Annotated in this window: 23 protein-coding genes; 11 read left to right on the top strand and 12 right to left on the bottom strand. The window is 72.1% G+C overall.

Translation table 11 applies throughout. From position 1 onward, the window contains the following. Positions 1-43 precede the first annotated feature (43 nt). Positions 44-2,020: a Xaa-Pro dipeptidyl-peptidase gene (locus HEP81_RS05925; protein WP_037659619.1), complete on the bottom strand. Its 1,977-nt coding sequence runs from the start codon at positions 2,018-2,020 to the stop codon at positions 44-46. A 184-nt stretch (positions 2,021-2,204) separates the two neighbouring features. On the opposite strand from HEP81_RS05925, the gene HEP81_RS05930 reads away from it, so the two are divergent. Then, positions 2,205-3,692, top strand: coding sequence for a M1 family metallopeptidase (locus HEP81_RS05930; protein ID WP_037659620.1), 1,488 nt, complete (start codon positions 2,205-2,207; stop codon positions 3,690-3,692). Positions 3,693-3,900: 208 nt separating this feature from the next. Here the strand turns inward: HEP81_RS05930 and HEP81_RS05935 are convergent, their stop codons facing one another. Both HEP81_RS05935 and HEP81_RS05940 read right to left on the bottom strand, forming a co-directional pair. Further along, entirely contained in the window at positions 3,901-4,380 is a 480-nt protein-coding gene (locus HEP81_RS05935) for a macro domain-containing protein (RefSeq protein WP_037659622.1), read from the bottom strand. Between the two features lie 42 nt (positions 4,381-4,422). Next, entirely contained in the window at positions 4,423-5,886 is a 1,464-nt protein-coding gene (locus HEP81_RS05940; RefSeq protein WP_037659624.1) for an amino acid permease, read from the bottom strand. Between the two features lie 264 nt (positions 5,887-6,150). Between HEP81_RS05940 and HEP81_RS05945 the strand changes: the two genes are divergently transcribed. After that, entirely contained in the window at positions 6,151-6,894 is a 744-nt protein-coding gene (locus HEP81_RS05945; RefSeq protein WP_037659625.1) for a MerR family transcriptional regulator, read from the top strand. Here the strand turns inward: HEP81_RS05945 and HEP81_RS05950 are convergent. The 3 genes from HEP81_RS05950 to HEP81_RS05960 form a co-directional block, all read right to left on the bottom strand. Then, entirely contained in the window at positions 6,883-9,063 is a 2,181-nt protein-coding gene (locus HEP81_RS05950) for a 3-hydroxyacyl-CoA dehydrogenase NAD-binding domain-containing protein (RefSeq protein ID WP_037659626.1), read from the bottom strand. The genes HEP81_RS05945 and HEP81_RS05950 overlap by 12 nt on opposite strands. A 41-nt stretch (positions 9,064-9,104) precedes the next feature. Then, positions 9,105-10,319 carry an acetyl-CoA C-acetyltransferase gene (locus HEP81_RS05955; protein WP_037659627.1) on the bottom strand — a complete coding sequence of 405 codons (1,215 nt, stop codon included), beginning with the start codon at positions 10,317-10,319 and terminating at the stop codon, positions 9,105-9,107. Positions 10,320-10,381: 62 nt separating this feature from the next. Beyond that, the gene (locus HEP81_RS05960; protein ID WP_051850424.1) at positions 10,382-11,536 is read right to left on the bottom strand and encodes a CaiB/BaiF CoA transferase family protein; all 1,155 of its coding nucleotides are present in this window, start codon (positions 11,534-11,536) and stop codon (positions 10,382-10,384) included. A 219-nt stretch (positions 11,537-11,755) separates the two neighbouring features. Between HEP81_RS05960 and HEP81_RS05965 the strand changes: the two genes are divergently transcribed. Then, the gene (locus tag HEP81_RS05965) at positions 11,756-12,925 is read left to right on the top strand and encodes a saccharopine dehydrogenase family protein (RefSeq protein WP_037659631.1); all 1,170 of its coding nucleotides are present in this window, start codon (positions 11,756-11,758) and stop codon (positions 12,923-12,925) included. A gap of 90 nt (positions 12,926-13,015) precedes the next feature. Next, positions 13,016-13,204, top strand: a complete 189-nt coding sequence (locus HEP81_RS05970; protein ID WP_037659636.1) for a hypothetical protein — start codon at positions 13,016-13,018, stop codon at positions 13,202-13,204. On the opposite strand, the gene HEP81_RS05975 is transcribed toward HEP81_RS05970, so the two are convergent. After that, a complete protein-coding gene (locus HEP81_RS05975) occupies positions 13,153-13,902 on the bottom strand; it encodes an endonuclease V (RefSeq protein WP_037659639.1) in 750 nt (249 codons plus the stop codon). The genes HEP81_RS05970 and HEP81_RS05975 overlap by 52 nt on opposite strands. Before the next feature lie 60 nt (positions 13,903-13,962). On the opposite strand from HEP81_RS05975, the gene HEP81_RS05980 reads away from it, so the two are divergent. Continuing rightward, positions 13,963-14,259, top strand: a complete 297-nt coding sequence (locus HEP81_RS05980; protein ID WP_037659640.1) for a YciI family protein — start codon at positions 13,963-13,965, stop codon at positions 14,257-14,259. Between the two features lie 29 nt (positions 14,260-14,288). Here HEP81_RS05980 and HEP81_RS05985 read toward each other — a convergent pair whose 3' ends face one another. Beyond that, complete coding sequence (locus HEP81_RS05985; RefSeq protein WP_037659642.1) at positions 14,289-14,627, bottom strand: hypothetical protein; 339 nt, start codon at positions 14,625-14,627, stop codon at positions 14,289-14,291. 73 nt (positions 14,628-14,700) lie between these two features. Continuing rightward, entirely contained in the window at positions 14,701-15,792 is a 1,092-nt protein-coding gene (locus tag HEP81_RS05990; RefSeq protein WP_243279293.1) for a WD40/YVTN/BNR-like repeat-containing protein, read from the bottom strand. Between the two features lie 233 nt (positions 15,793-16,025). Between HEP81_RS05990 and ssgD the strand changes: the two genes are divergently transcribed. From ssgD to HEP81_RS06010, 4 genes are all read left to right on the top strand, one after another. Next, positions 16,026-16,439 (top strand): spore wall synthesis regulator SsgD, encoded by a 414-nt coding sequence (gene ssgD / locus HEP81_RS05995; RefSeq protein WP_037659645.1) that lies wholly within the window; start codon positions 16,026-16,028, stop codon positions 16,437-16,439. A gap of 758 nt (positions 16,440-17,197) precedes the next feature. Then, the gene (locus HEP81_RS06000) at positions 17,198-18,826 is read left to right on the top strand and encodes an ABC-F family ATP-binding cassette domain-containing protein (protein WP_037659646.1); all 1,629 of its coding nucleotides are present in this window, start codon (positions 17,198-17,200) and stop codon (positions 18,824-18,826) included. A 153-nt stretch (positions 18,827-18,979) separates the two neighbouring features. Further along, complete coding sequence (gene ddaH, locus HEP81_RS06005; protein ID WP_037659648.1) at positions 18,980-19,756, top strand: dimethylargininase; 777 nt, start codon at positions 18,980-18,982, stop codon at positions 19,754-19,756. Positions 19,757-19,985: 229 nt separating this feature from the next. After that, on the top strand, positions 19,986-20,963 hold the full coding sequence (locus HEP81_RS06010; RefSeq protein ID WP_037659650.1) for an acyl-ACP desaturase: 978 nt from the start codon (positions 19,986-19,988) through the stop codon (positions 20,961-20,963). Between the two features lie 44 nt (positions 20,964-21,007). Here the strand turns inward: HEP81_RS06010 and HEP81_RS06015 are convergent, their stop codons facing one another. After that, positions 21,008-21,253: a WhiB family transcriptional regulator gene (locus HEP81_RS06015; protein WP_037659718.1), complete on the bottom strand. Its 246-nt coding sequence runs from the start codon at positions 21,251-21,253 to the stop codon at positions 21,008-21,010. A gap of 256 nt (positions 21,254-21,509) precedes the next feature. Here HEP81_RS06015 and HEP81_RS06020 point away from each other — a divergent pair, with 256 nt between their 5' ends. Further along, a complete protein-coding gene (locus HEP81_RS06020) occupies positions 21,510-22,295 on the top strand; it encodes a VOC family protein (protein WP_037659653.1) in 786 nt (261 codons plus the stop codon). Between the two features lie 136 nt (positions 22,296-22,431). On the opposite strand, the gene HEP81_RS06025 is transcribed toward HEP81_RS06020, so the two are convergent. Both HEP81_RS06025 and ligD read right to left on the bottom strand, forming a co-directional pair. Beyond that, the gene (locus HEP81_RS06025; protein WP_243279294.1) at positions 22,432-23,532 is read right to left on the bottom strand and encodes a LacI family DNA-binding transcriptional regulator; all 1,101 of its coding nucleotides are present in this window, start codon (positions 23,530-23,532) and stop codon (positions 22,432-22,434) included. Between the two features lie 73 nt (positions 23,533-23,605). Next, positions 23,606-24,625 carry a non-homologous end-joining DNA ligase gene (ligD, locus tag HEP81_RS06030; RefSeq protein ID WP_172636808.1) on the bottom strand — a complete coding sequence of 340 codons (1,020 nt, stop codon included), beginning with the start codon at positions 24,623-24,625 and terminating at the stop codon, positions 23,606-23,608. A 74-nt stretch (positions 24,626-24,699) separates the two neighbouring features. On the opposite strand from ligD, the gene HEP81_RS06035 reads away from it, so the two are divergent. Beyond that, positions 24,700-25,770, top strand: coding sequence for an ATP-dependent DNA ligase (locus HEP81_RS06035; RefSeq protein ID WP_037659658.1), 1,071 nt, complete (start codon positions 24,700-24,702; stop codon positions 25,768-25,770). The last annotated feature ends 10 nt before the right edge of the window (positions 25,771-25,780 follow it).

Here is a 25,780-nt window from a genome sequence, read left to right on the forward strand (position 1 = left end):
GCAGTTCCCCGCGCCTCTGGGGAAACCGCGCGACCGTCAGTTCTCAGTCACCCGGGATGCGGCTGGGCCTGCGCGGGCTGCTCAGGCCCTTCAGCCGCTTCGGTGCCGGGGCTTTCGCCGTCGTGCCGGATGTCGCGCGGGTGAAGGCCTGCGCGCCGCCCACCAGGGGCAACTGGGCCGAGGTGCCGCCCAGTTGAACCGTCACCGTCGGCCTCGTGGACGGCGGGTCGATGAGGTCGCGGTCGGTGCCCGCGACGATCAGGGCGAGGCGGTGGCCCTTGGGGACGACATGGTCGGTGGCGGCCAGGGTGAGGGTCATCGTGTAGGACCTGCCCGGGGTGAGGGGGACGCCCTTGGCCGGCGAGGCGTAGTGGCCGAGGTCGGCCCAGCCGCGGCTGAAGACCGTGTAGTCGACGTCGGCCGTCTTCGCGGCGGTCTCCAGATAGCAGGCGCTGTCACCGGCCGTGCTCGCGCCCCAGCAGGTGCGGTTCTTCAGGGTGGTGATGCCCTCGGCCTCGTCGGAGTAGTCGCGGATGGTGTCCGGGCCGACGTCGACGAGCACGGCGGAGAGATGGGCCGAGGCAGTGGTCGGGGTCGCGGTGACCGTCACCTGTGACATGCCGGACAGGCGCAGGTCCTGGGTGAGGGGCGCGGTGAGGAAGCCGGTCTTCTCGGGTGCGGACGTGGTGAGATGGGCCGCCCAGTCGGTCTCGCCGAGCTTGGGGTCGTCGGTGAACGTCTCGGTGCCGGTGGCGCGGTGCAGGCCGAGGGTGCCGACGCCGGGCGTGGCGCCGGGGGCGGGGTGCACGGTGGTGGCGCGGGTGCCGGCGGGCGGCCAGGTGGCGGAGGTGACCCACTGGTCGGGGTGGCGTTCGATGTCGGCCACCGGCTCGCGGTCGATGCCGTTGTCGTAGCCGAGGAGTTCATGGTCGAACCAGCGGTGCAGGGTGTCGACCCAGGCGCCGCGCCGGTAGTCGAAGGGGTCGACATGGCCGGTCTGGGACAGCCACAGCTTGCGCTTCACACCGTTCTTCGCGAGGGCGTCCCACCACTGGCCGAAGTGCTTGGTGCGGACGTTGAGGTCCTGCATGCCCTGGGCCACGAACACGCTGGCGCGCACCTTGGCCGCGTCCTTGACGTAGTCCCGCTCGGTCCACAGCGGGGTCCAGTCGCCGCTGCGCGGGCTGCCGTCGGTGAGTTTCTTCTGCTCGGCCGCGCAGTGGGCCGCGGCCGCGTCGCTCTGGACGTATCCGGCGAGGTCGGCGGGGCCGCCGTCGTAGAGCGGGGCGCCCTGGGCGAAGTAGTAGTCGTACCAGGAGGAGATGGCGCTGATCGGCACGATGGTCTTCAGGCCCTTGACGCCGGTGGCGGCGACGCCGTTGGCGATGGTGCCGTCCCAGCTCTTGCCGATCATGCCGGTTCTGCCGTTGGTCCAGGTGGCCTTGACGGTGTGGGTCCCGGTGCGGCTGGTGTAGGCGGTGGCGCGGCCGTTGAGCCAGTCGATCACGGCCTTCGCGGACTGCACGTCGGAGCGGCCGCCGACGTCCACGCAGCCGTCGGAGCGGTCGGTGCCGGCCAGGTCGACGCCGACGAAGGCGTAGCCGCGGGGCACGAAGTAGTTGTCGTAGAACAGCGGCATCTGGACGACATGGCCGCTCGCGTCGTACGTCTTGACCTGGTTCTCGTTGCCGCGTCCGCAGCAGGAGTAGTACGGGCTGGCGTCCATGATGACCGGCACCTTGCGGCCCTCGCGGGCCGGTTCGGCGGGGCGGACGATGTCGGCGGCGACGCGGTCGTGCCTGCCGTCGCCGTCCTCGTCGAGGCCGGTGTCCACCCACACGGACTCGCGGACGGCGTGGGCGTAGGAGTAGACGGGGGCGCTCTCGCGGGGCGGTGCGGCCTGGGCGGCGGCCGGGGTGAGGAAGGTGGCCAGCAGGGCGGCGACGGCGGCCGTCGCGAGCGCTCTCCAGAGGGTGAGGCGCGTGCGCAGGGGCGCTCGGACAGATGTGCTCTTCGGCATGCGCGGACGATAGTCCCGTCAACTGCCGTACAGAAGAGTGCGTTACGGCACCCGGGTGGCTGATTGCGGCCGAATGGCGATCGTGTGACAGCAGGGGTCATGGACAGGGCAAGGGGCACAGGGGGTGAATAGGCTCCGGACAGTCCCGTGAAAGCACCCGCAGTCCCCACGACTTGGAGCTGACGTGCACCGCAGAATCATCGCGCCGGGCGCACTGGCGGCGGCCTCCCTCCTGCTGGCGATCCCGGCATCGGCCGCGAGCTACTCCCCCGGCGCGCCGGGCATCGGCGACCCCTACTACCCGTACTACGGCAACGGCGGCTACGACGTCTCGCACTACGGTCTGCGGCTGCGCTACCAGCCGAAGACCGACGAGTTGCAGGGCACCGCGACGATCAAGGCGCGGACCACCCAGGATCTGTCCAGCTTCGACCTGGACTTCCTGCTCGACGTGAGCGAGGTGCGGGTCAACGGCGTCAAGGCGTCCTTCACCCATGCCGAGCAGCATGAACTGGTGATCACGCCGAAGCGGCCGCTGGCGAAGGGCACCCCGATCACGGTGGAGGTCCGTTACAGCGGGGTGCCGTCCACGAAGAGCGCCTACGGCTTCACCACCTGGCACCGCACCCCGGACGGCGCGGTCGCGGCGGACGAGCCCGAGTCGGCGTGGTGGTGGTTCCCGAGCAACGACCATCCGAGCGACAAGGCGACGTACGACGTCTCGGTCAGCGTGCCGAAGGGCACCCAGGCGATCTCCAACGGCGCGCTGCGCTCGGTCTCCTCGAAGCGGGGCTGGACCGAGTACTCCTGGCGGCAGGACAGGCCGCAGGCGACGTATCTGGCCACGCTCGCGCTCGGCAGATTCGACATCACCACGAGCCGGTCCGGGCGCGGGGTGCCGGTGATCAACGCGTACAGCACGGACCTGGGCGCCAATGACGCGGCGGCGCGGGCGAGTGTGGAGCGCACCGGGGAGATCGTCGACTGGCTGAGCAACTATTTCGGGCCGTATCCGTTCGCCACGGCCGGTGGTTATGTCCCGAACACGACCACCGGGTACGCGCTGGAGACCCAGACCCGCGTCTACTACAGCCCCAAGCAGTTCGCGAAGGGCGCCAACCCCTCGGTGGTCGTGCACGAGCTGGCCCACCAGTGGTACGGCGACGACGTGTCGCTGAAGGGCTGGAAGGACATCTGGCTCAACGAGGGCTTCGCGACGTACGCGCAGTGGCTGTGGTCGGAGCACGAGGGCCAGGGCACCACGCGGCAGCTCGCCGACCAGGTGTACTCCGCGCACCCGGCCGACGACCCGTTCTGGAAGGTCGCGCCCGGCGACCCCGGTCCGGACGACCAGTTCGACGACGCCGTCTACGACCGGGGCGCGGCCGCGATCCAGGCGCTGCGCGACAGGGTGGGCGACCACGCCTTCTTCCGCATCCTGAAGGGCTGGCCGAAGGCGCACGCATACGGCAACGCGTCGGTGGCCGACTTCGAGAAGTACGCCGAGCAGATCTCCGGCAAACCCCTCGCGGGACTCTTCGACGCCTGGCTGTACCAGCCGGTGAAGCCGGCGGCGTCGGCTGCGCGCGGGTTCGCGGCCGCCGGCACGCCCCTCGCGCAGCCGAAGTCCTGGAAGGCCGTCGAGGCGGCGCACGGCGGCCCCAACCGCTGATCCAGCGCACCGGGGCGGCCCGATCCGTGTCTCCCTCCCGGCTCAGCGCGTGCGCGTGGTGGGGCGGGAGGGCGGGGCGGGGCGGGCCGCGCCGGGGGCGGCGCTCCCGGCCGAGCGGGTCGTCGCGAAATCCCTGCGGGCGGGGCGCGCGGATGCGGTTCCCGGCCGGTCCCCCGCGGCCGTACCCCCTGATCGCGAGGGCGCCGGTTCAGTCCCCGTGGTCGTACACCGTGACCGCTATCCCCCGTCCGGTCAGCCGCTCGGTGACGAGCGGCTCGACGCGGGACCATTTGCCGCCGGCCAGGCCGCAGCCTATGCGGGGCATGTGTACGGAGGCGCCGAGGGCGAGGGCATGGGCGGCGAGGCCGGTGAGGGCGGTGTCGATCGCCTCGTAGCGCACCGGAACGCCCTTGCTGCCGGTCCTGGTGCCGCGCTGGCCGACCATGTTGGCCACCCAGGTGCGCGGGTCGACCTGGACGAGCTGGACCGCGCCCAGCCCGAAGTCGTTGTGCGCGCGGTCGCGGTGCCAGGCGCGGTAGGCGCGCTCCGGCTCCGGCCAGCGGCGGGAGAGGGCGAGGACGAAGCCCTTGCCCCAGCCGCCCAGGTCATTGCAGACATGGGCGATGATCTTCGGGCCCTTGCCCGACGGAGCGGTGGCGTCACCCCGGACGAATGCGATCTCCGGCATGACGCCACCGTAAGGGCCGCCACTGACAGTGGCGCAGGTCCGCTACTTCGCCGGCTCGACCGGCTGCTGGTCGGTGCCCGCGTTCACCCGGCGCCGGACGCCGAACCAGCCCGCGACGAGCATGATGGCGATCACCGGGATGAGCAGCAGGGTCTTGCGGCCGACCTCGTGGTCGTCCCACATCAAGCCGAGGCAGACCAGCAGGAAGACGATCGTGGCGATCTCGGTGGCCGGGGAGAACTTCAGCTGGAAGTGCGGCCGGGTCACCAGGCCCGCGCGGGCGCGGCGGACGAAGATCGCGTGGCAGATCATGATGATCACCCAGGTGCTGATGATCCCGAGCGAGGCGACGTTCAGCACGATCTCGAAGGCCTGGCTGGGCACGAGGTAGTTCAGGCCGACGCCGAGGACGCAGATGCCGCAGGTCAGCAGGATGCCGCCGTAGGGCACCTGGCTGCGGCTCATCACCCGGGTGAACTTGGGCGCGGAGCCCGACATCGCCATGGAGCGCAGGATGCGGCCGGTGGAGTACAGGCCGGAGTTCAGCGAGGACATGGCGGCGGTGAGGACCACGAGGTTCATCACGTCGCCGGCCGCGGGGATGCCGATCTTGGACAGGACGGTCACGAACGGGCTCTGGTCGGCGGAGTACACCGAGCCGGGCAGCAGCAGCGCGAGCAGGACGACCGAGCCGACGTAGAACAGGCCCACGCGCCACATGATCGAGTTCACCGCGCGCGGGACGACCTTCTCCGGCTCCTCGGTCTCGCCGGCGGCGACGCCGACCAGCTCCAGGGCCGCGTACGCGAAGATCACGCCCTGCATCACGAGGACGACCGGCATCATGCCGTGCGGGAAGATCCCGCCGTGGTCGCTGATCAGGCTCAGGCCCGGCGTGTAGCCGTCGACATGGTGCTGGGTGGCCAGCAGGAAGATGCCGATGAGCATGAAGCCCACCAGGGTGGCGACCTTGATGATCGCGAACCAGAACTCCATCTCACCGAAGATCTTCACCGAGATCAGGTTCACGGTGAGGACCACGGCGAGCGCGATCAGCGCCAGCACCCACTGCGGGATGGGCGTGAAGAAGCTCCAGTAGTGCGTGTAGAGCGCGATCGCGGTGATGTCCGCGATACCGGTGGTCGACCAGTTCAGGAAGTACATCCAGCCGGCGACGTAGGCGCCCTTCTCGCCGAGGAACTCACGCGCGTACGACACGAAGGACCCGGAGGAGGGCCGGTACAGGACCAGCTCGCCCAGGGCGCGCACGACGAAGAAGGCGAAGATGCCGCAGACCAGGTAGGCCAGGGCGAGCGCTGGGCCCGCGTTGTGCAGGCGCCCTCCGGCGCCGAGGAACAGTCCGGTTCCGATGGCGCCGCCGATGGCGATCATGTTGACGTGGCGGGCCTTGAGGTCCTTGCTGTAGCCGGCGTCGCCCGCGTCGGCGGGCGTCTGCGCCGCCCGGGTCGGGGCGGCCTGTGCCGATTCCACGGCGTCCTTGCTCACGGGTGGTACCACTTCCTGGTGCGCCCGGGCCTGGGCCCGGGGGTCGTGCAGGGCTTGGCCCGCACCACCCGATGGGTCGCGGCACAGACCAAGCCAGCAGCTTCCCAGACACGCCGGGCATTACGCGGTGGCCCAGATCACAGAGCGTTGCTTCTCACATGATCTTCCCAGTGTCCACATGATGTTCACCACGGTGCGTACGCGCCGGGCGCGCGTCGCTCCGACGGGTTTCACAGCAGTGGTGTGACAGCGATACTGCTGCACATGACGACCGATGCCGGGGAGATGAGCCTGACCGTCGACGAGCTGGCCGCACGGGCAGGGGTGACGGTGCGGACCGTGCGCTTCTACGGGAGCAAGGGGCTGCTGCCGCCGCCGGTGATCGGGCCGCGGCGGGTGGGGCGGTACGGGGCGAGGCATCTGGCGCGGCTGGCGCTGATCGAGGAGTTGCAGCGGCAGGGGATGACGCTGGCGGCGATCGAGCGGTACCTGGGACAGCTGCCGTCCGATCTGTCCGCCTACGACCTGGCCATCCACAGGGCCGTGGTCGCCTCCTGGGCACCGGACTCCGTGGAGACCCTCTCGCGCGCCGAGCTGGACCGGCGGGCGGGACGGGTGCTGGCCGACGAGGAGCTGGAGCGGCTCGCGGCGGCCGGGGTCCTGGTCACCGGGGACGCGGGCGACACCGAGGGCACGGGCGGCGCGGAGGACGGCTTCCGGGTCGACACCGGGCTGCTGCGGCTCGGCCTCGAACTGCTGGACGTGCCGCTGTCGCAGGGCACGGTCCTCGCGGCGCGCGAGGTGCTCATGGAGCACTCGCGCGCCGCGGCCCGTGAGCTCGCCCGGCTCTTCCGCGGCGAGGTAGCCGAGCGGGACACCCGCGACGTGCGGGACCTGTCCGCGCACATCCACCCGCTGGTGGTGCAGGCGCTGCTGACCACGTTCCAGCGTTCGCTGCGCGAAGAGCTGAGCGAGCTGCTCAGCGGAGAGGGACCGTCAGGCGGCTGAGTCCGCGAAGGGCTCGCCCTTGTCCGCCTTCTCCACCAGCAGCGCCGGCGGCTCGAACCGCTCGCCGTAGGTCCCGGCGAGTTCCCGGGCACGGGCCACAAAGCCGGGCAGGCCGCCCTCGTAGCCGTTGATGTACTGGAGCACGCCGCCGGTCCAGGCCGGGAAGCCGATGCCGAGGATGGAGCCGATGTTGGCGTCGGCCACCGAGGTCAGCACGCCCTCCTCCACCAGGCGCACGGTGTCCAGCGCCTCGGAGAAGAGCATCCGCTCCTGCATGTCCTTGAACGGGATCTCGTACCCGGCCTTGGTGAAGTGCTCGCGCAGGCCCGGCCAGAGCCCGGCGCGCTTGCCGTCCTCCGCGTAGTCGTAGAAGCCGGCGCCGCCGCTGCGGCCGGGGCGCTCGAACTCGTCGACCATGCGGTCGATGACGCCGTCGGCCGGGTGCGCGCTCCAGGTGCCGCCGGCCTCCTCGACGGCCCGCTTCGTCTCATTGCGGATCTTGCGCGGCAGGGTGAGGGTCAGCTCGTCCATCAGGGAGAGCACCTTGGCCGGGTAGCCGGCCTGGGCGGCGGCCTGCTCGATGGAGGCGGGCTCGATGCCCTCGCCGACCATGGCCACGCCCTCGTTGATGAACTGGCCGATCACCCGGGAGGTGAAGAAGCCGCGCGAGTCGTTGACGACGATCGGCGTCTTGTTGATCTGCCGGACCAGGTCGAAGGCGCGGGCGAGGGCCTCGTCGCCGGTGCGCTCGCCCTTGATGATCTCGACCAGCGGCATCTTGTCGACCGGCGAGAAGAAGTGCAGGCCGATGAAGTCGCCCTGGCGCTCGACGCCCTCGGCGAGGGTGGTGATCGGCAGGGTGGAGGTGTTGGAGCACAGCAGCGCGTCGGGCGCGAGTACGGACTCGATCTCCTGGAACACCTTGTGCTTGAGCGCGGTGTCCTCGAAGACGGCCTCGATCACCGCGTCGCAGCCGGCGACATCGGCGGCGTCCCCGGTGGGCGTGATCCGGGCGAGCAGCGCGTCCGCCTTCTCCTGGGTGGTACGGCCCCGGGACACGGCCTTGGCGCACAGCTTCTCGGAGTAGTTCTTGCCCTTGAGCGCGGCTTCCAGGGAGACGTCCTTGAGGACGACCTCGATGCCCGCGCGGGCGCACGAGTAGGCGATGCCCGCGCCCATCATGCCGGCGCCGAGCACGGCCACCTTGCGGACCTCGCGGGACTCGATGCCCTTGGGCCGGTTGGCGCCGGAGTTGACCGCCTGGAGGTCGAAGAAGAACGCCTGGATCATGTTCTTCGCGGTCTGCCCGGTGACCAGCTCGGTGAAGTAGCGGGTCTCGATGGTGCTCGCGTTCTCGAAGTCGACCTGGGAGCCCTCGACCGCCGCGGCCATGATGTTGCGCGGCGCCGGGTAGGGCGCGCCGTTCGTCTGCTTGCGGAGGTTGGCCGGGAAGGCGGGCAGGTTGGCGGCGAACTTCGGGTTGGCGGGGGTGCCGCCCGGGATCCGGTAGCCGGGGACGTCCCAGGGCTGCTGGGACTCTGGGTGCTCGTCGATGAAGGCGCGGGCCTTGGCCAGCATCTCCTCCGGCGTCTGCGCCACCTCGTGGATCAGCCCGTTCTCCTGGGCGCGCCGCGGGGTGTACTGGGTGCCCTGGAGCAGCACCTTGAGCAGCGCGTCGGTGATGCCCATCAGGCGCACGGTACGGGTGACGCCGCCGCCCGCGGGCAGCAGGCCGAGGGTGACCTCGGGCAGGCCGATCTTGGAGCCGGGGGCGTCCAGCGCGATGCGGTGGTGGGAGGCGAGCGCGATCTCGTAACCGCCGCCCAGGGCCGCGCCGTTGATGGCGGCGACGACCGGCTTGCCGAGGGTCTCGATGCGGCGCAGCGCGTTCTTGATCGCGGTCGCGGTGTCGAAGACGGTCCGGGCGTCCTCGGGGCCGGCCTGGATCATCTCCTTGAGGTCGCCGCCCGCGAAGAAGGTCTTCTTGGCGGAGGTGTAGATGATGCCCCGGATGGAGTCCTTCTCGGCCACGGCGCGGTCCGCGATCGCCTCGATGGAGGCCTTGAAGGCCTGGTTCATCGTGTTCGCGGACTGGTTCGGGTCGTCCAGGACCAGGGTCACGACACCGGTGTCGTCCTGCTCCCAGCGGATGGTGGTGCTCTCGGTCATGACAGTCGTCTCCGTTGAAGTCGCTTGGTTCCGCGGGGAGTTCAGATGCGCTCGATGATGGTGGCGATGCCCATGCCACCGCCCACGCACAGGGTGACGAGGCCGTAGCGCTTGTCCTGGCGCTCCAGTTCGTCCACGAGCATGCCGACGAGCATGGCGCCGGTCGCGCCGAGCGGGTGGCCGAGCGCGATGGCGCCGCCGTTGACGTTGACCTTCTCCAGCGGCAGGCCCATCTCCTCGACGAAGCGCAGCACGACGGCGGCGAACGCCTCGTTGATCTCGACCAGGTCGATGTCGTCGATGGTGAGGCCGGCCTTGGCGAGGGCCTTGCGGGTGGCGGGCGCGGGGCCGGTGAGCATGATGGTGGGCTCGGAGCCGGAGACGGCGGCCGAGACGATCCGCGCGCGCGGGGTGAGGCCGTAGCGCTCGCCGACCTCCTTGGAGCCGATCGCGACGAGCGAGGCGCCGTCCACGATGCCGGAGGAGTTGCCCGCGTGGTGGACGTGGTCGATCTTCTCCACCCAGTGGTACTTCTGGAGCGCCACGGCGTCGAAACCACCGAGTTCGCCGATGTCGGCGAAGGACGGCTTGAGCTTGGCCAGGGTGTCGGCGGTGGTGCCGGGGCGCGGGTGCTCGTCGCGGTCGAGGACGACCAGGCCCGCACGGTCCTTGACCGGGACCACGGAGCGGGCGAAGCGGCCCTCCTTCCAGGCGTTGACGGCGCGCTCCTGGGACAGCGCCGCGAACTCGTCCACGTCCCGGCGGGTGAAGCCGCCGATGGTGGCGATCAGGTCGGCGCCGATGCCCTGGGGCACGAAGTTGACGTCCAGGTTGGTCATCGGGTCGTTGAACCAGGCGCCGCCGTCGGAGGCCATCGGGACCCGGGACATCGACTCCACGCCGCCCGCGAGGACCAAGTCCTCCCAGCCGGAGCGGACCTTGGCCGCGGCCAGGTTGACGGCTTCGAGGCCCGAGGCACAGAAGCGGTTCTCCTGCACGCCCGCGACGGTGTCCGGCAGCCCGGCGGCGATCGCGGCGATGCGGGCGATGTCGGAGCCCTGGTCGCCGACCGGGCCGACGACGCCGAGCACGATGTCGTCGATGGCGGCCGGGTCGAGGCTCGGGAAGCGGTCGCGGATCTCGTGGATGAGGCCGACGACCAGGTCGATGGGCTTGGTGGCGTGCAGGGCGCCGTTCGCCTTGCCGCGCCCGCGCGGGGTGCGGATCGCGTCGTACACGTACGCTTCGGTGCTCACTGGGATGCCTTTCGGGAGGGTCGGGCGAGCGGTTCGGTTGCACAGCGGATGGGTCGGTGGGCTCAGTCGGCGGCCGGGGTGTGCCGGTCGTCGCCGGTGAGCGCGGGTATGTCCCAGTCCCGGGCCACGGCCTCGGTGTCGGCGCCGGGCAGCGCGGGCCCGGTGCGCACGGCGGTGGGGGTGGCGGAGAAACGGGGCGCGGGGGCGGGCTGGGTGATGCCGCCGTGGTCGGTGAAGGTGCCGCGGGCGGCCAGGTGCGGATGGTGCGGGGCCTCGCGCAGCGACAGGACGGGGGCCACGCAGGCGTCGGAGTCCGCGAACAGGGCGGTCCACTCCGCGCGGGTGCGCTCTCGGAAGCGGGCGGTGATCGCCGCGCGCAGTTCCGGCCACCGGGTGAGGTCGGAGCGGGCGCCCTGGAGGTCGTCCAGGCCGAGCAGGCGCAGGAACTCGGCCGAGAACTTCTCCTCCAGGGCGCCGACCGCCATATGACCGCCGTCGGCGGTCTCGTAAGTGCCGTAATAAGGGCAGCCGCCGTCCAGCAGGTTGGCGCCGCGCCGGTCCTGCCAGGCGCCGGCGGACAGCATGCCGTGGATCATCGCGGACAGGTGGGCGGTGCCGTCCACGATGGCGGCGTCCACGACCTGGCCGGTGCCGGTGGCGCGGGCGTGGTGCAGGGCGGCGAGGACGCCGACGACCAGGTAGAGCGAGCCGCCCGCGTAGTCCCCGAGGAGGTTGGCGGGCACGGCCGGGGGCTCGCCGGGGCGGCCGATCATGCCGAGGGCGCCGGTGACGGCGATGTACGACACGTCATGGCCCGCGCGCTCGGCGAGAGGGCCGTCCTGGCCCCAGCCGGTCATCCGGCCGTAGACCAGGCGGGGGTTGCGGGCATGGCAGTCGGCGGGTCCGACGCCCAGACGCTCGGCGACGCCCGGCCGGTAGCCCTCGACGAGGATGTCGGCGCGCTCGGCGAGGTCCAGCACGCGGGCGGCGCCGTCCGGGGACTTGAGGTCGACCACGATCGAGCGCTTGTTGCGGTTGGTGATGTCGTGGGCGGGGTCGATGCCGAGGCCGGGGCCGCCGGGGCGGTCCACCCGGACCACGTCGGCGCCGAGGTCGGCGAGCAGCATGGCGGCGAACGGGCCCGGCCCGATGCCGGCCAGCTCCACCACGCGCACGCCGCCGAGCGGGCCCCGCTCTGCTGGTGCCGCCGTGCTCATGCCGTCCCCCAAGCGTGTGACACAACTGATGTAACACCGGTGATGCTATGAACGCGTTCCATCCGGCACAAGACCTGAACGAGCAAGCGCTTAGCCAAGTGCCCATCCGGCTGAAAATCACCCGGGCGCCTCCGGGGCGCTCACCTCACGCTAGCCTCGGCCACCGACAGCGGCGCGGGCTGCGCGACCGAGGGGTGTCATGAGCAGGCGAGGTGGGTCATGAGCGGGCTGGACCGTCCCTACGACGTGGTGCTCTACGGGGCGACCGGCTTCGTCGGCACCCTGACGGCGGAGTATCTGGCGGCGCACGCGCCAAAGGGCCTGCGCTGGGCGATCGCCGGGCGCGACGAGGTGAAGCTGCGGCGGCTGCGGGACCGGCTGCCCGCGGGCGCGGACATCGGGGTGCTGCGCGCCGACGCGTCCCGGCCGGCCGAGCTGCGCGATCTGGCCGAACGGGCCCGGGTGGTGGCCACGACCGTCGGGCCGTACCTGCGCCACGGCGAGGAACTGGTCGCCGCCTGTGCGGACGCCGGGACGGACTATCTGGATCTCACCGGCGAGCCGGAGTTCGTGGACCTGATGTACGTACGGCACGACGCCCGCGCCCGGGAGACCGGCGCACGCCTGGTGCACGCGTGCGGGTTCGACTCCGTGCCGCACGATCTGGGCGTGTACTTCACGGTGAAACACCTGCCGGAGGGCGTCCCGCTGCGGGTGGACGGCTATGTGACGGCCGACGCGGCATTCTCCGGCGGCACGCTGGCCTCGGCGCTCGACCAGTTCGCGCGCGGGCGCACGATGCTGGCCGCCGCCCGCGACCGGGCGCGGCACGAGCCGCGGCGGTACGGGCGCCGGGTGAGCGCGCCGACCGGGGCACCGCGGTTCGCCCCCGAGGTCGGCGCGTGGGCGCTGCCGCTGCCCACCATCGACCCGCGGATCGTGAGCCGTTCGGCGCGGGCCCTGGACCGGTACGGCCCCGACTTCCGCTACCGGCACTTCGCGGCGGTCCGCCATCTGCCGGTCGCGCTCGGCGGGGCGGCCGCGGTCGGTGCCGCGGTGGCCGCCGCCCAGCTGCCGCCCGTGCGCCGCCGGCTGTCCGACCTGCTCGCTCCCGGCGAGGGGCCCAGCGCGGAGAAGCGGGCCAAGAGCTGGTTCAGGGTCCGCTTCGTCGGCGAGGGCGGCGGCCGGCGCGTCTACACGGAGGTCTCGGGCGGCGACCCCGGATACGACGAGACGGCCAAGATGTTCGCCGAGGCCGCGCTCTGCCTCGCCCTCGACGCTCTCCCGACGACATCCGGCCAGGTGACGACGGCCCAGGCGATGGGCGACGCGCTCACGGACCGGCTGCGGGCGGCCGGGATCACCTTCCGGGTGGCCGCCGAGCGGTGACCGGGATCCTCCGGTGCGCGCGCCTCGCCCCGAGACCCGGTGCGAGGATGGGCGCTCGCACCGAAGGACGCACAAGGAGGCGCGGCGACAGTGAAGTTCGTGCTCGAAGTGACCGTGGACGAGAACGCGTCGGCGCAGGAGCGGGCCGCCGAGCTGGGCCGGATCCTGCGCTACTGGGGCGGCAATCTGCACCACTACGCGCTGGAGCCGGGCGACGGCTCGCCGGTCTACGACTCCCGGTACAAGGAAGTCGGTGTGTGGCGGCTCGCCGACGACTGAGCGGGCCCGTTCGCCGTCGCCTCCTTGAGCGCGTTGCGGCACAGACCGTCCGCGTGCCGGGTGGTCTCCGGGAGGCGGTAGGCGGGGGTGAGGGCGAGCGTATGGGCGAGGGCGCCCGCCAGGGACACCCGGTGGCCGACGGAGACGAAGACGGGTTTGACGGCCTCGCGGGTACGAAGGGCGCGGCCGACCTCCTCGGCCCCGGCGAGCAGCGGTGCGGAGCTGCCGCGGGCGGCGCCGGGCTCCTCGTACGTGAAGGTGAACGGGTTCTTGGCGACCCCGATGGTGGGCAGGCCCGTGAGGACGCCCAGGTGGCTCGCCAGGCCGAAGCGGCGGGGGTGGGCGAGGCCGTAGCCGTCGCACACGACCAGGCCGGGGCCGACGGGCAGGGACTCCAGCGCGGCCAGGACCGTCGGCAGTTCACGGAAGGCGAGCAGACCGGGGACGTACGGGAAGGACACCCGGCCGACCGCGGTCGACTCGGCGACCACCTCCAGGGTGGCGGCGTCCAGGACGACGGCCGCGGCGGCGACCAGGTCGCGCTCGTCGTCATAGGCCACATCGACCCCGGTCACCCGGCCGGTGCCCGGCGGCGGTCCGGGCTCGTCGAGCACCACCCGGCCGCGCAGTTCGTCCTGGACCGCACGGGCCTCCGCCTCGGTGGCGGGCCAGCCCGCCGGTACGCCTACGGTCGTCATGTCGGCCGACTGTACGTGCCCGGCCCGGGGCGCCCCGCCCCCGGGGTTAGGCTCGCGATCATGTTCGTACTGGAGCTGACCTACACCGCGCCCCTCGACGCCGTGAACGCCCTGCACGCCGACCACATGGCATGGCTGGCGGAGCAGTTCGAGAAGGGCTTCTTCCTGGCGTCGGGGCGCAAGAACCCGCGCGACGGCGGGGTGATCCTGGCCGTCGCCGAGGACCGGTCCCGGATCGAGGAGATCGTCGCGGCCGATCCGTACACCGTCAGCGAGGTGTGCGCCTACCGGATCACGGAGTTCACGGCCACCACGACGGTCCCGGAGCTGGCCCGGTACCGGCAGACCCCGAACTGAGGACCCGCGCCCCTGGGGCGCGCGGCCCGTCAGCCCTTCTTGGCGTTCAGCGCGCGCTGAAGCTGGTCCTTGTTCATGTTCGAACGGCCCTCGATGCCGCGCTGCTTCGCCTCGTTGTACAGCTGGTCGCGGGTCGGGCCCTGGGGTCCGGTCCGGTTGCCCGACCGCTGGCCGCCGCGCCTGCTCGACGACATGTCCTGGGTCGAGGTGCGGCTCGCCGTCCTGGACTCGCCGGAGCGGGCGCGCTCCTTGTTGACGGTCCGCGCGGCGATCTCCTCGGCCCGTCCCTCGCTCTCGCCCCGTTCCCGCGCGCTCTCCTTGATGTGCTCGTACTGGCGTTCGCGCTTGGGGCTGGAACCGGCTGGCATGATCGCTCCTTTCACCGCAAAGGCCGCTACGACGCCTTCGGGGCGCGAGTACCCGGCTGTCGGCGTGGCTATCTCACCTTTCCAGCCGGGCCACCCTGCCCCGCTCGCCCGCCGCCCAGCAGCCGAGGTCGGGGGTGCAGGAGACGGTGTCGTAGGAGCCGGTGTCGATCGTGCGCCAGGTGCGGCCGCCGTCCGTGGTCAGATCGGTGCCGGTGGGGCCGACGGCGAGCGCCGCGTTGCGGCTGTGCGGGAGCCAGGCGGCGCCGGAGCGGTAGGCGGGCGGGGGTGTGGCCGACGGCTGCCAGGTACGCCCGCCGTCCCGGGTGACGGCGGCGGCCTTCGGTGAGGGCTGCCCCGCGCGGTAGTCGCCGCCGACGGCGAGGCCGTGGACGCGGTCGCGGAAGGCGAGCGCGAAGACCCCGCGAGCCGGGTCGCCGGCCGGGACCGGGGTGTCGGTGGCGGTCCAGGTCACACCGCGGTCGGCGGAGTGCAGGACCCGCGCGCGGGCGCCGCCGCCGGTGGCCAGCCAGGCGTCCTTGGAGCCCGAGGTGACCAGGCACTGCCCGCTCGCCGCGAAGCCCGCCTCGCCGTCCAGGGCGGGCGGCATCCCGGCCGGGGGCAGCACCCGCCAGGAGCGGCCGCCGTCGCTCGTGGACAGGACGCGGAACCTCCCGTCCACGGGGTCGCCCATCGCGAGGCCGTGGCGGCGGTCGAAGAAGGCCATGCAGTCGTAGAACGCGTTCGGATCGGTGTTGCGGAAGGACTCCGTCCAGCTCGCCCCGCCGTCGTCGGTGCGGTACACCCGGGACGCCTCGCCCTCGCCGATGGCCAGGACCACCGCGTGCCGCGCGTCGAACGCCTCGACGTCCCGGAACTCCAGGGCGGACGCGCCGGGCGGGGAGACGTTTCGCCAGGAGGTGCCGCCGTCCCGGGTGAGCAGGACGGTGCCGCCGGTGCCGGCCAGCCAGGCGGTGTGCCGGTCGACGGCGGCCAGGCCCCGGTAGCGGACCTGCGGGGTGCCGGGGTCCTTCGCCGCCCAGTGCACGCCCTGCGGCCGGCCGAGCGCGGCGGCCGACGGGACGGTCAGCGCGGCCAGCGCCGCGCCGCACGCGACTCCCGCCGCCGTCAGCCTGCCCATCCGCCGGGGGCCTCTCGCGCCCCTCATGTCCCGCTTGTCCCTCGTGCTCCCCATGCGCCTCATGGCGGGCGAAGCTAGTCCACCGCCCGGTCGCCGTCCAGAGGGGCCAACTGCCGTACGGGCCAAGGGCGCCCACGCGTGCATGAACGCGGTGACCGAGGTCACTCGTTCCCCAGGTGCACGTCCCGGCCCGTTCCGTCGTCTCACCCAGTGCCGGGAGTCACCAGGCCGCAGTCCAGCCGTCACGAGGGAGCAAGGCGTTGTCCACCGTCATCGAGCAGCCCGTAGAAGCCCGCCTCGTCGCCGCCGCACCGCGTATGCCGAGCATTCCCGCCACGCTGCGGTACGACCGCTGCGACCCGTTCGCCGTACGGATGACCTTCCCGGCACCGGCCACCCTGGAAGGCGTCGAGGTCTGCTGGACCTTCGCCCGGGAACTGCTCGCCGCCGGGCTGCTGGAACCCGAGGGCCAGGGCGACGTACGGGTGCGGCCGTACGGCTACGACCGGATCGTGCTGGAGTTCCACGCCCCCGAGGGCACCGCCGTCGTCCATGTGCGCGCGGGCGAGATACGCCGCTTCCTGGAGGCGACCGGCGAGCTGGTGCCGGTCGGGCTCGAACACCTCCAGCTGGACCTGGACCACCACCTGGCCGAACTGATGCGGGACGCCTGACCGGGCAGACCCGCCCGGCGGCTAAGACACGCACGAGGGCGGCGCCCGCGCCGATCCGGGCGACATCGAGCTGCGGCGAGCCCCGCGACGGTCGGGGCGCCCGTGCGGACATCACGTACAGCGGACCGTCGACGCCCGCGACCAGTTTCTCCACCGCCTCGGAAGCGACGGCCCCGGGGACGACCACGCCGTCGGCACGGAAGGCGACGGCCCGCGCCAGGGTGCGGTCCACTCCCCCGGCACCGCGCGGATACGTCGACGCGTGCGTTGCCGCACAGCGGCCCGCCTTCCGCGTCGGCGGCCTCCCGCGCGGCCGCGATCCGCTGCGACTGCTCGGCGGCGGCCTGCGGCGGCTCACCGCCCGGCTCGTAGCGGCCGTCCCCGATGTTGGCGCCGACCGGCACGCGTACGGCGGCGGCGTTCCGGGCGACGGCGGCCGGCGCGCGGAGCGGGTCGAGCCGGCCGGCGACCGCCCCGGCACCCGCCGCGCCGGTAAATGTTTTGACTCCCGGCCGCGGTGCTCCTACCGTTTACCTCGGATCTGTTGCCGTCGATCGGAGAAGGACGTTGCTCGTCTGAGGTTCGGAGACACCGCGTCGCACCGGTGAGGTGTGCGTGGCGTACGACCCTCGGCGTTCGAGCCGTCCTCCGGCACAGGCCTTTTTCTTTTGTACGGCCTCCGGGTGACCCTTCGGTTCCCGCCCCGCGGTGTCTCAAGACGCGTCCGCGAAACCGCACCCACTCCCCGCGAGGCCCTCATGTCAACCGCGTCATCCTCTTCCGTCAGCCTTTCGTCCCTGTCCTTCGCCTGGCCCGACGGCACCACCGTGTTCGACGGGCTCGACGTCTCCTTCGGCCCCGGCAGGACCGGGCTCGTCGGGGTCAACGGATCGGGAAAATCAACCCTGTTGAAGCTCATCGCGGGTGAACTCGCCCCGGCCGACGGCACCGTCAAGGTCATGGGGGAGGTCGGCTACCTCCCGCAGAACGTCACCCTGGACACCGCGCTCCGCGTGGACCGGGCCCTCGGCATCGCCGAACAGCGGGCCGCGCTGCACGCCATCGAGGCGGGCGACGTCTCCGAGCGGCACTTCGAGACGGTCGGCGACGACTGGGACGTCGAGGAGCGCGCCCTGGTCACCCTCGGCGAACTCGGCCTGGGCCACATCGGCCTCGACCGCACCGTCGGCGAGGTCTCCGGCGGCGAGTCGGTGCTGCTGCGGCTCGCGGCCCTGCTGCTGCGCCGCCCGGACGTACTGCTCCTGGACGAGCCCACCAACAACCTCGACCTGTACGCCCGCCGCCGCCTCCACCAGGCCGTCGCCGCCTGGCCCGGGGTCCTCGTCGTCGTCAGCCACGACCGTGAACTCCTCGACCTGGTCGACCAGATCGCGGAACTGCGCGCCGGCGACGTCGCCTGGTACGGCGGCAACTTCTCGGCCTACGAGGAGGCGCTGTCCGTCGAACAGGAGGCGGCCGAGCGGATGGTCCGGGCCGCCGAGGCCGATGTGCGCAAACAGAAGCGCGAACTGTCCGACGCCCAGATCAAGTTGGCCCGTCGCAAGCGGTACGGGCAGAAGATGTACGAATCCAAGCGCGAGCCGAAGATCGTGATGGGCGCCCGTAAACGCGCCGCCCAGGAGTCGGCGGGCAAGCATCGCATCATGCACGAGGAGCGCCTCGCCGAGGCCAAGGAGCGCCTGGACGACGCGGTGGACGCGGTGCGCGACGAGGACGAGATCCGCGTCGACCTGCCGTACACCGCCGTGCCGCCGGGCCGGCAGGTGCTCACCCTGGAGAACCTGGCGATGGCCTACGGGGCACGTATCGAGGGCATCCTCGATCTGCGCGGCCCCGAGCGGATCGCGCTGGTCGGGCGCAACGGCGCGGGCAAGACGACGCTGCTGCGCACGGTCGCCGGGGAGCTGGCGCCGGTGGAGGGCAGCGCCATCGCGCATGTCCCGCTGCGGTTCCTGCCCCAGCGCCTGGACGTTCTGGACGACGAGCTGACGGTCGCCCAGAACGTGGCCCGGTTCGCGCCGGGCGCAACCAACAACCGGGTCCGGGCGCGCCTGGCCCGCTTCCTGTTCCGGGGCGCCCGCGCCGACCAGCGGGCGGCCACCCTGTCCGGCGGCGAGCGCTTCCGGGCCGCGCTGGCCGCACTGATGCTGGCCGAACCGGCACCGCAGCTGCTCCTGCTGGACGAGCCGACCAACAATCTCGACCTGGCGAGCGTCCGGCAGCTCACCTCGGCCCTGGACTCGTACGAGGGGGCGCTGCTGGTGGCCAGCCATGATCTGCCGTTCCTGGAGTCCATCGGCATCACCCGCTGGCTGCTGATGGCAGACGGCGAGCTGACGGAGATCGCGCCGGAGGAGGTGGGCTAGGGCTTACGGAAACGGCGTGGGTACGGCGCGGCATCTCAGGAGGGCCAGGGCCTGATGACGAGGGTTTTGTCCTGGCCACGTCGGGCTGCATGATGGCGGACCGGCGTCGCACCCGCGGCGCAGGCAGCGCGTCCCCGACCGGAAAGGCCCGTCGTGCCCAGCAAGAAGGCTCTCGTCCGCCGCCCGAGCCCCCGTCTCGCCGAGGGCCTGGTGACCCATGCCGAGCGGCAGAAGGTCGACGTCGGGCTCGCCACCGAGCAGTGGGAGGCGTACGTCGAGGTGCTGCGGGCGCACGGCTGGGAGATCTGCGAGGTCGAAGGGGCCGACGACTGCCCGGACTCGGTGTTCGTGGAGGACACCGTCGTCCTGTTCCGCAATGTCGCGCTGATCACCCGGCCGGGCAGCGCGTCCCGCCGCCCGGAGACCGCCGGTGTGGAGGAGGCGGTGGCCGGCCTCGGCTGCTCGGTGAACTGGATCTGGGACCCGGGCACCCTGGACGGCGGCGATGTCCTGAAGGTCGGCGACACCGTCTACGTCGGCCGCAGCGGGCGCACCGACGCGGCCGGTGTGCAGCAGCTGCGGGCCGCGTTCGAGCCGCTGGGCGCCCGGGTGGTCGCCGTACCGGTGAGCAAGGTGCTGCATCTGAAGTCGGCCGTGACCGCGCTGCCGGACGGCACCGTCATCGGGCACATCCCGAAGATGGACCGGCCCTCGCTGTTCCCCGGCTTCCTCGCGGTGCCCGAGGAGTCCGGCGCGCAGGTGCTGCTGCTCGGCGGGCACCAGCTGCTGATGGCGGCGAGCGCCCCGAAGACCGCCGAGCTGCTGACCGACCTCGGCTACGAGGTGGTCACGGTGGACATCGGCGAGTTCGAGAAACTGGAGGGCTCGGTCACCTGCCTCTCCGTACGCCTGCGGGAGCTGTATGCCTGACCGGGGGAATCCCTCCCTCCGACAGCCCCGGGACCGACGCGTCCCGGGGCTGTTCCCTATGCTCGGACGACTCCGGCGCACCATCTGATCTGGGAGTCTCTTACGACGCCCTTAACCTACGGTTTCGTAACCTACGGACTCGTAGCTTACGATCACGTAGGTTTCGCGGCACCGCTCGCCGGTACCCCTCGTTTGTGCTCTCCCCTGTTCGGCGTCCCCTGGAGTTCCCGTGACGATCACCTCCCCCCATCTCGGCAGCCCGTCCGCCTGGACCGACGCCCGGCTCCTGTACGCGCTGGAGGAAGTGGTGGAGGGGGAGTTGAACCGGCATCTGAAGGTCGCCAAGGACTGGATGCCGCACGAGTACGTGCCCTGGAGCGACGGGCGCAACTTCCCGGCCCTGTTCGAGGACGGCGAGGCCTGGGCGAAGGACCAGTCCAAGGTGACCGAGATCGGTCGTACCGCCCTGGTCGTCAACCTGCTGACCGAGGACAACCTGCCCAGCTACCACCATGAGATCGCCAGCCTGTTCGGTCGCGACGGCGCCTGGGGCACCTGGGTGCACCGCTGGACCGCCGAGGAGGGCCGGCACGGCATCGTGATGCGGGACTATCTGCTCGCCTCGCGCGCGGTGGACCCGGACAAGCTGGAGCAGTTCCGCATGGCGCACATGAGCGAGGGCTTCGAGTCCGACAACCGGCACTCGATGCTGCACTCGGTCGCCTATGTCGCCTTCCAGGAGCTGGCCACCCGGGTCTCGCACCGCAACGCCGGCCATCAGTCCGGCGACCCGGTGTGCGACCGGATGCTCGCCCGGATCGCGACCGACGAGAACCTGCACATGGTGTTCTACCGCAACCTGCTCAAGGCGGCGTTCGAGCTCGCGCCCGACCTGACGATGCAGGCGGTCCGGGACGTCGTCGTCGGCTTCCGGATGCCCGGGCACGGCATTCCCGGTTTCGAGCGGGCCGCCGCGCAGATGGCGATCGGCGAGGTCTACAACCTGCGCATCCACCATGACGACGTGCTCCAGCCGGTGCTCCGCTTCCTGAAGGTCATGGAGCTCGACGGCCTCGGTCCCGAGGGGCGGCAGGCGCAGGAGGAACTCGGCCTGTTCATGGGCGGCCTGGACATGGAGGCCGGCCGGTTCGACGAGAAGCTGGCCGCGCGCAAGGCGCGGATGGCGGCGCGGGCCGCCGGCCACTGAGCGAGGCGGTCACCGGCTGACCGGCCCCGATCGCGGGCGGCCGGTCAGCCGGAGGTGCGGCGCAGGGCGAGACGTTCCTTCTCGGACAGGCCGCCCCAGACGCCGAAGCGCTCGTCGTTGGCGAGGGCGTACTCCAGGCAGGCCGGGCGCAGCTCGCACATCCCGCAGATGCGCTTCGCCTCGCGGACCGAGCTGCCCGGCTCGGGAAAGAAGAAGTCCGGCCCCGTCTGCGCGCACAGGGCCTGCGCCTGCCAGGTCGGGTCGGCCGGGGTGATGGTGTCGAGGTGCATGGCCAGGATCTTGCCGATCGGCGAAAAACGTTCGATCAACGCGCGCTCAACGCCGTCGTCGGGGCCCCCGGCCGCATCGATGATGCTCTCCGGGTCCGGTCGGTTGCACGGCGGCGCGCGGAATTTTCGAAAACCCAGCGGACATGCCGGGTCACCGAAGGTGAGGGCGGACCCCGGCGGGGCTCCGGCGGCGATTGTCAGTGGGCGGTGCCAGACTCGGCAGTGCACGGGACGGGACCCTTCGAGGAGGGCGGCAATGCTCACCACCGATTTCGTCGACGGCGCGCCGAACTGGCTCGATATCGGCGCTCCGGACATCGACGGCGCGCGCTCCTTCTACGGCTCCCTGTTCGGCTGGCACTTCGCGTCGGCGGGCCCGGACGCGGGGGGTTACGGATTCTTCCAGCTGGACGGGAAGACCGTCGCGGGCGGCATGCGGTGCGGGCCCGAGCAGGGGCCGCCGGCCTGGACGCTGTACTTCAGGACCGCGGACGCGGCGACGACCGCCCGGGCGGTCGAACAGGCCCATGGGCGGGTGCTGTTCGGACCGGTCGACGTGCTGGGCCAGGGGCACATGGCGGTCCTCGGCGACCGGGCCGGGGCGACGTTCGGGGTCTGGCAGCCCGGCCGCACCAAGGGTGTGGAGGTGGCGAACGCGCCGGGCGCGCTGTGCTGGGCCGAGTTGCACACCCCGGACATCGCGGCGGCGGCCGCCTTCTACCAGCGGGTGCTCGGTCTGGAGACCTCCGGCGTGTCCTTCCCGGGCGGTGTGTATACGTGCGTCAACCCGGCGGATGCCGGGGAGGACGCGATGTTCGGCGGGATGGTGCCGCTGTCCCGGGCTGAGGACGAGCCGTACTGGCTGCCGTACTTCGGGGTCGAGGACACCGACGCGATCGTGGCCGAGGCGCGGCGGCTCGGCGGCTCGGTGACCGCTCCGGCCATGACGGTCGAGGGCGTGGGCCGCATCGCCGGGCTGGCCGACCCGTACGGGGCACGGTTCGCGGTGATCAGGAGCGAGCGGGCGCGGGCACGAGGGTGAGGCGGTGATCGGGGACCGCCCCGGGGCCGGGGGCCGGCCGGGGGGTGAGTCGGGCTCGCGGCGGCCGACGGACCACTGACGCCTCTGACGTCTACCGGCTACCGGCTACCGGCTACCGGCTCAGGTGCGTACCGGCTCAGGCGGACTCCCGGCGAATCAGGGTGGTCGGCAGGATCACACCGGGTCCGGGAGTCCGAGCCGCCGGGTCGACGCCGCCCGGCCCGGAGGTCCCTTCCCGCCCGGCCCCGGTTGAGCCGTCCCGCAGAGCGGATGCGCCGCGCAGCAGCAGACGGGCCATCAGGCGGCCCATCTGCTCGATGTCCTGACGGACCGTGGTCAGCGGCGGATCGGACTGCTCGGCCAGCGGCAGCATGTCGTCGAAGCCGACCACGGCCACGTCCTCGGGCACCCGCAGTCCCCGCTCCCGCAGCACACGCAGGGCACCCAGCGCGGTGAGGTCGTTCGCGGCGAACACGGCGTCCACATCGGGGCGGCGGTCGAGGAGTTCCCGCATGGCCCGCTCCCCGCCGGCCGGGGTGAAGTCGCTCTCCACGACCAGCGAGGGATCGCCGCCCCCGTCGGCCGTCTCCGCCATGACGTCCCGGTAGCCGTCGAGCCGGTCCACCGCCGAGGTCTGGTCCAGGGCGCCCGTGATGTGCGCGATCCGGGTCCGGCCGAGCCCGGCCAGATGGCGTACGGCGGTACGCGCGCCGCCCCGGTTGTCGGTGTCCACGTACAGCGGTGTGCCGGTGCGGTCCCGCCAGCCCGGCCGGCCGCCGAACACGGTGGGCACCCCCGCGTCATGGATGAGTCCGGGCAGCGGGTCGTCCAGATGCAGGGAGAAGACCAGCGCCCCGTCGACATGGCCCCCGGCGAGATACCGGGCGACCCGGGTGTGGTCGTCCCGGCCCTCGGTGAGCAGCAGCACCAACTGGTTGTCGTGGGCGGTCAGTTCCTTGCTGATGCCGCGCAGCTGAAGGGCGAAGAACGGGTCGGTGAAGACCCGGGCCTCCGGTTCGGCGATGACCACGGCGACGGCGTCGTGCCGCTTCGTGACGAGGCTGCGGGCCGCCTGGTTGGGGACGTAGCCCAGTTCGGCCACGGCACGCCGTACCCGCTCGGCCAGTGTTTCCCGTACGCCGTATCCGCCGTTGACCACCCGTGACACGGTGGCTCTGGAGACCCCGGCGCGCGTCGCCACGGCCTCCAGGGTGGGACGCGACACTGCCTCGGGCACCACGGGACTCCTCATCGGCCGGTTACCGCCCAGGATAACGAGGGTTCGGTGTCCGGCGGAGCGCCGTCGGCGATCAGGGCGCGGGGTCCTTGCGGGCCCGGCTCGGCTGGACGCGTTTGGGTTCGCCGGGCATCTTCGGGTACTCCGGCGGGTACGGCAGATCGCCGAGCCCGTGGTCGTGCTCGTCGCGGCGGGCCAGCTCCAGCAGGGCGTCCAGGGAGTGGGCGTGGTCGTCCATGTCGGCGTGTACGTCGCCGAGTTCGGCGAACCGGGCCGGCATGGTGGCCAGGTCGAAGTCGCGGGGGCGGGCGGAGTCGACCTCCGACCAGCGCAGCGGCGCGGAGACGGTGGCCTCCGGGCGCGGCCGTACCGAGTAGGCGGAGGCGATGGTGCGGTCGCGGGCCGTCTGGTTGTAGTCGACGAAGATACGGGCGCCGCGCTCCTCCTTCCACCACTTGATGGTGACCTGTTCGGGCATCCGGCGCTCCAGCTCCCGGCCGACGGCGATGGCGGCGCGCCGTACCTGGGTGAAGGTCCAGTGGGGTTCGATGGGCACGAAGACATGCAGTCCCCGGCCGCCGGAGGTCTTCGGCCAGCCGCGCAGTCCGCCGAACTCGTCGAGGACGGCGCGCAGTTCATGGGCGGCGCGGACGGCGTCCGTGTAGTCGGTGCCGGGCTGCGGGTCGAGGTCGATGCGGAGTTCGTCGGGGTGGTCGACATCGCCGGCGCGTACCGGCCAGGGGTGGAAGGTGAGGGTGCCGTACTGGGCGGCCCACACCACTGCGGCTTCCTCGGTCGGGCACATCTCGTCGGCGCTGCGGCCGCTGGGGAAGGTGATGTGGGCGGTCGGGATCCAGTCGGGCATGCCCTTGGGGGCGCGTTTCTGGAAGAACCACTCCCCCTCGATGCCGTCCGGGTAGCGCTCCAGGGTGGTGGGCCGCTCGCGCAGGGCGCGCAGGATGCCGGGTCCGACCGCGATGTAGTAGCGCGCGAGGTCCAGCTTGGTGAAGCCACGCTCCGGGAAGAACACCTTGTCCGGGCTGGACAGCCGTACGGTCCGCCCGGCTACCTCCAGTTCCAGCGCTTCGGCCATGCGGCCACCGTAGGCGCCCCCCGCGCGGCGCGCACACCGGGCGGGCAGGGGCGCGCGCGAGCAGAATCGGAGCCATGGAGCTGCCCGTGATGCCGCCTGTGAAGCCGATGCTCGCCAAGTCGGTGGCGAGGATCCCGCCGGGCATGCACTACGAGGCGAAGTGGGACGGGTTCCGTGCGATCGTGTTCCGCGACGGCGCCGAGATCGAGCTGGGCAGCCGCACCGGCAAGCCGTTGACCAGGTATTTCCCCGAGCTGGTCGAGGCGCTGCGGGAGCGGGTGCCGGGGCGGTGTGTGCTCGACGGGGAGATCGTGATCGCGCGGGCCGGGCATCTGGACTTCGACGCGCTGACCGAGCGGATCCATCCGGCCGCCTCCCGGGTGCGGACCCTGGCGGAGCGCACCCCGGCGTCCTTCGTCGCCTTCGATCTGCTGGCGCTGGACGACCACGCCCTGCTGGACGTGCCGCTCACCGACCGCCGGGCGCTGCTGGACCGGGCCCTCGCCGGCGCCGGCCCGCCGGTGCATCTGGCGCCCGCCACGACGGATCTCGCGGTGGCCGAGGAGTGGTTCGAGCGGTTCGAGGGCGCCGGGCTCGACGGGATCGTGGCCAAGCCGCTCGACATGCGCTACCGGCAGGACGAACGCGCCATGTTCAAGATCAAGCATGAGCGCACGGCCGATGTCGTCGTGGCCGGGTACCGGCTGCACAAGAGCGGTCCGGTGGTGGGCTCGCTGCTGCTTGGCCTGTACGACGGGCAGGGCAGGCTCCAGCATGTGGGCGTGTCGGCCGCGTTCCCCATGAAGCGGCGCGCCGAACTGGTCGAGGAACTGGCGCCGCTGCGCATGGAGGAGGTCACCGGGCACCCCTGGGCGGCCTGGTCCGAGGAGGCCGCGCACGAGAGCGCGCGGCTGCCGGGCGCGCCGAGCCGCTGGTCGGGCAAGAAGGACCTGTCCTGGGTGCCGCTGCGGCCCGAGCGGGTGGCCGAGGTCGCCTACGACCACATGGAGAACGGGCAGCGCTTCCGGCACACCGCCCGTTTCCGCCGCTGGCGCCCCGACCGGGCGCCCGAGAGCTGTACGTACGCCCAGTTGGCGGAGCCGGTGCGGTACGACCTCGCGGAGATCCTCGGGAAGAAGGGCTGAGCCCTGCGCC

Source organism: Streptomyces griseofuscus, assembly GCF_014673495.1.
Lineage (GTDB): Bacteria > Actinomycetota > Actinomycetes > Streptomycetales > Streptomycetaceae > Streptomyces > Streptomyces murinus.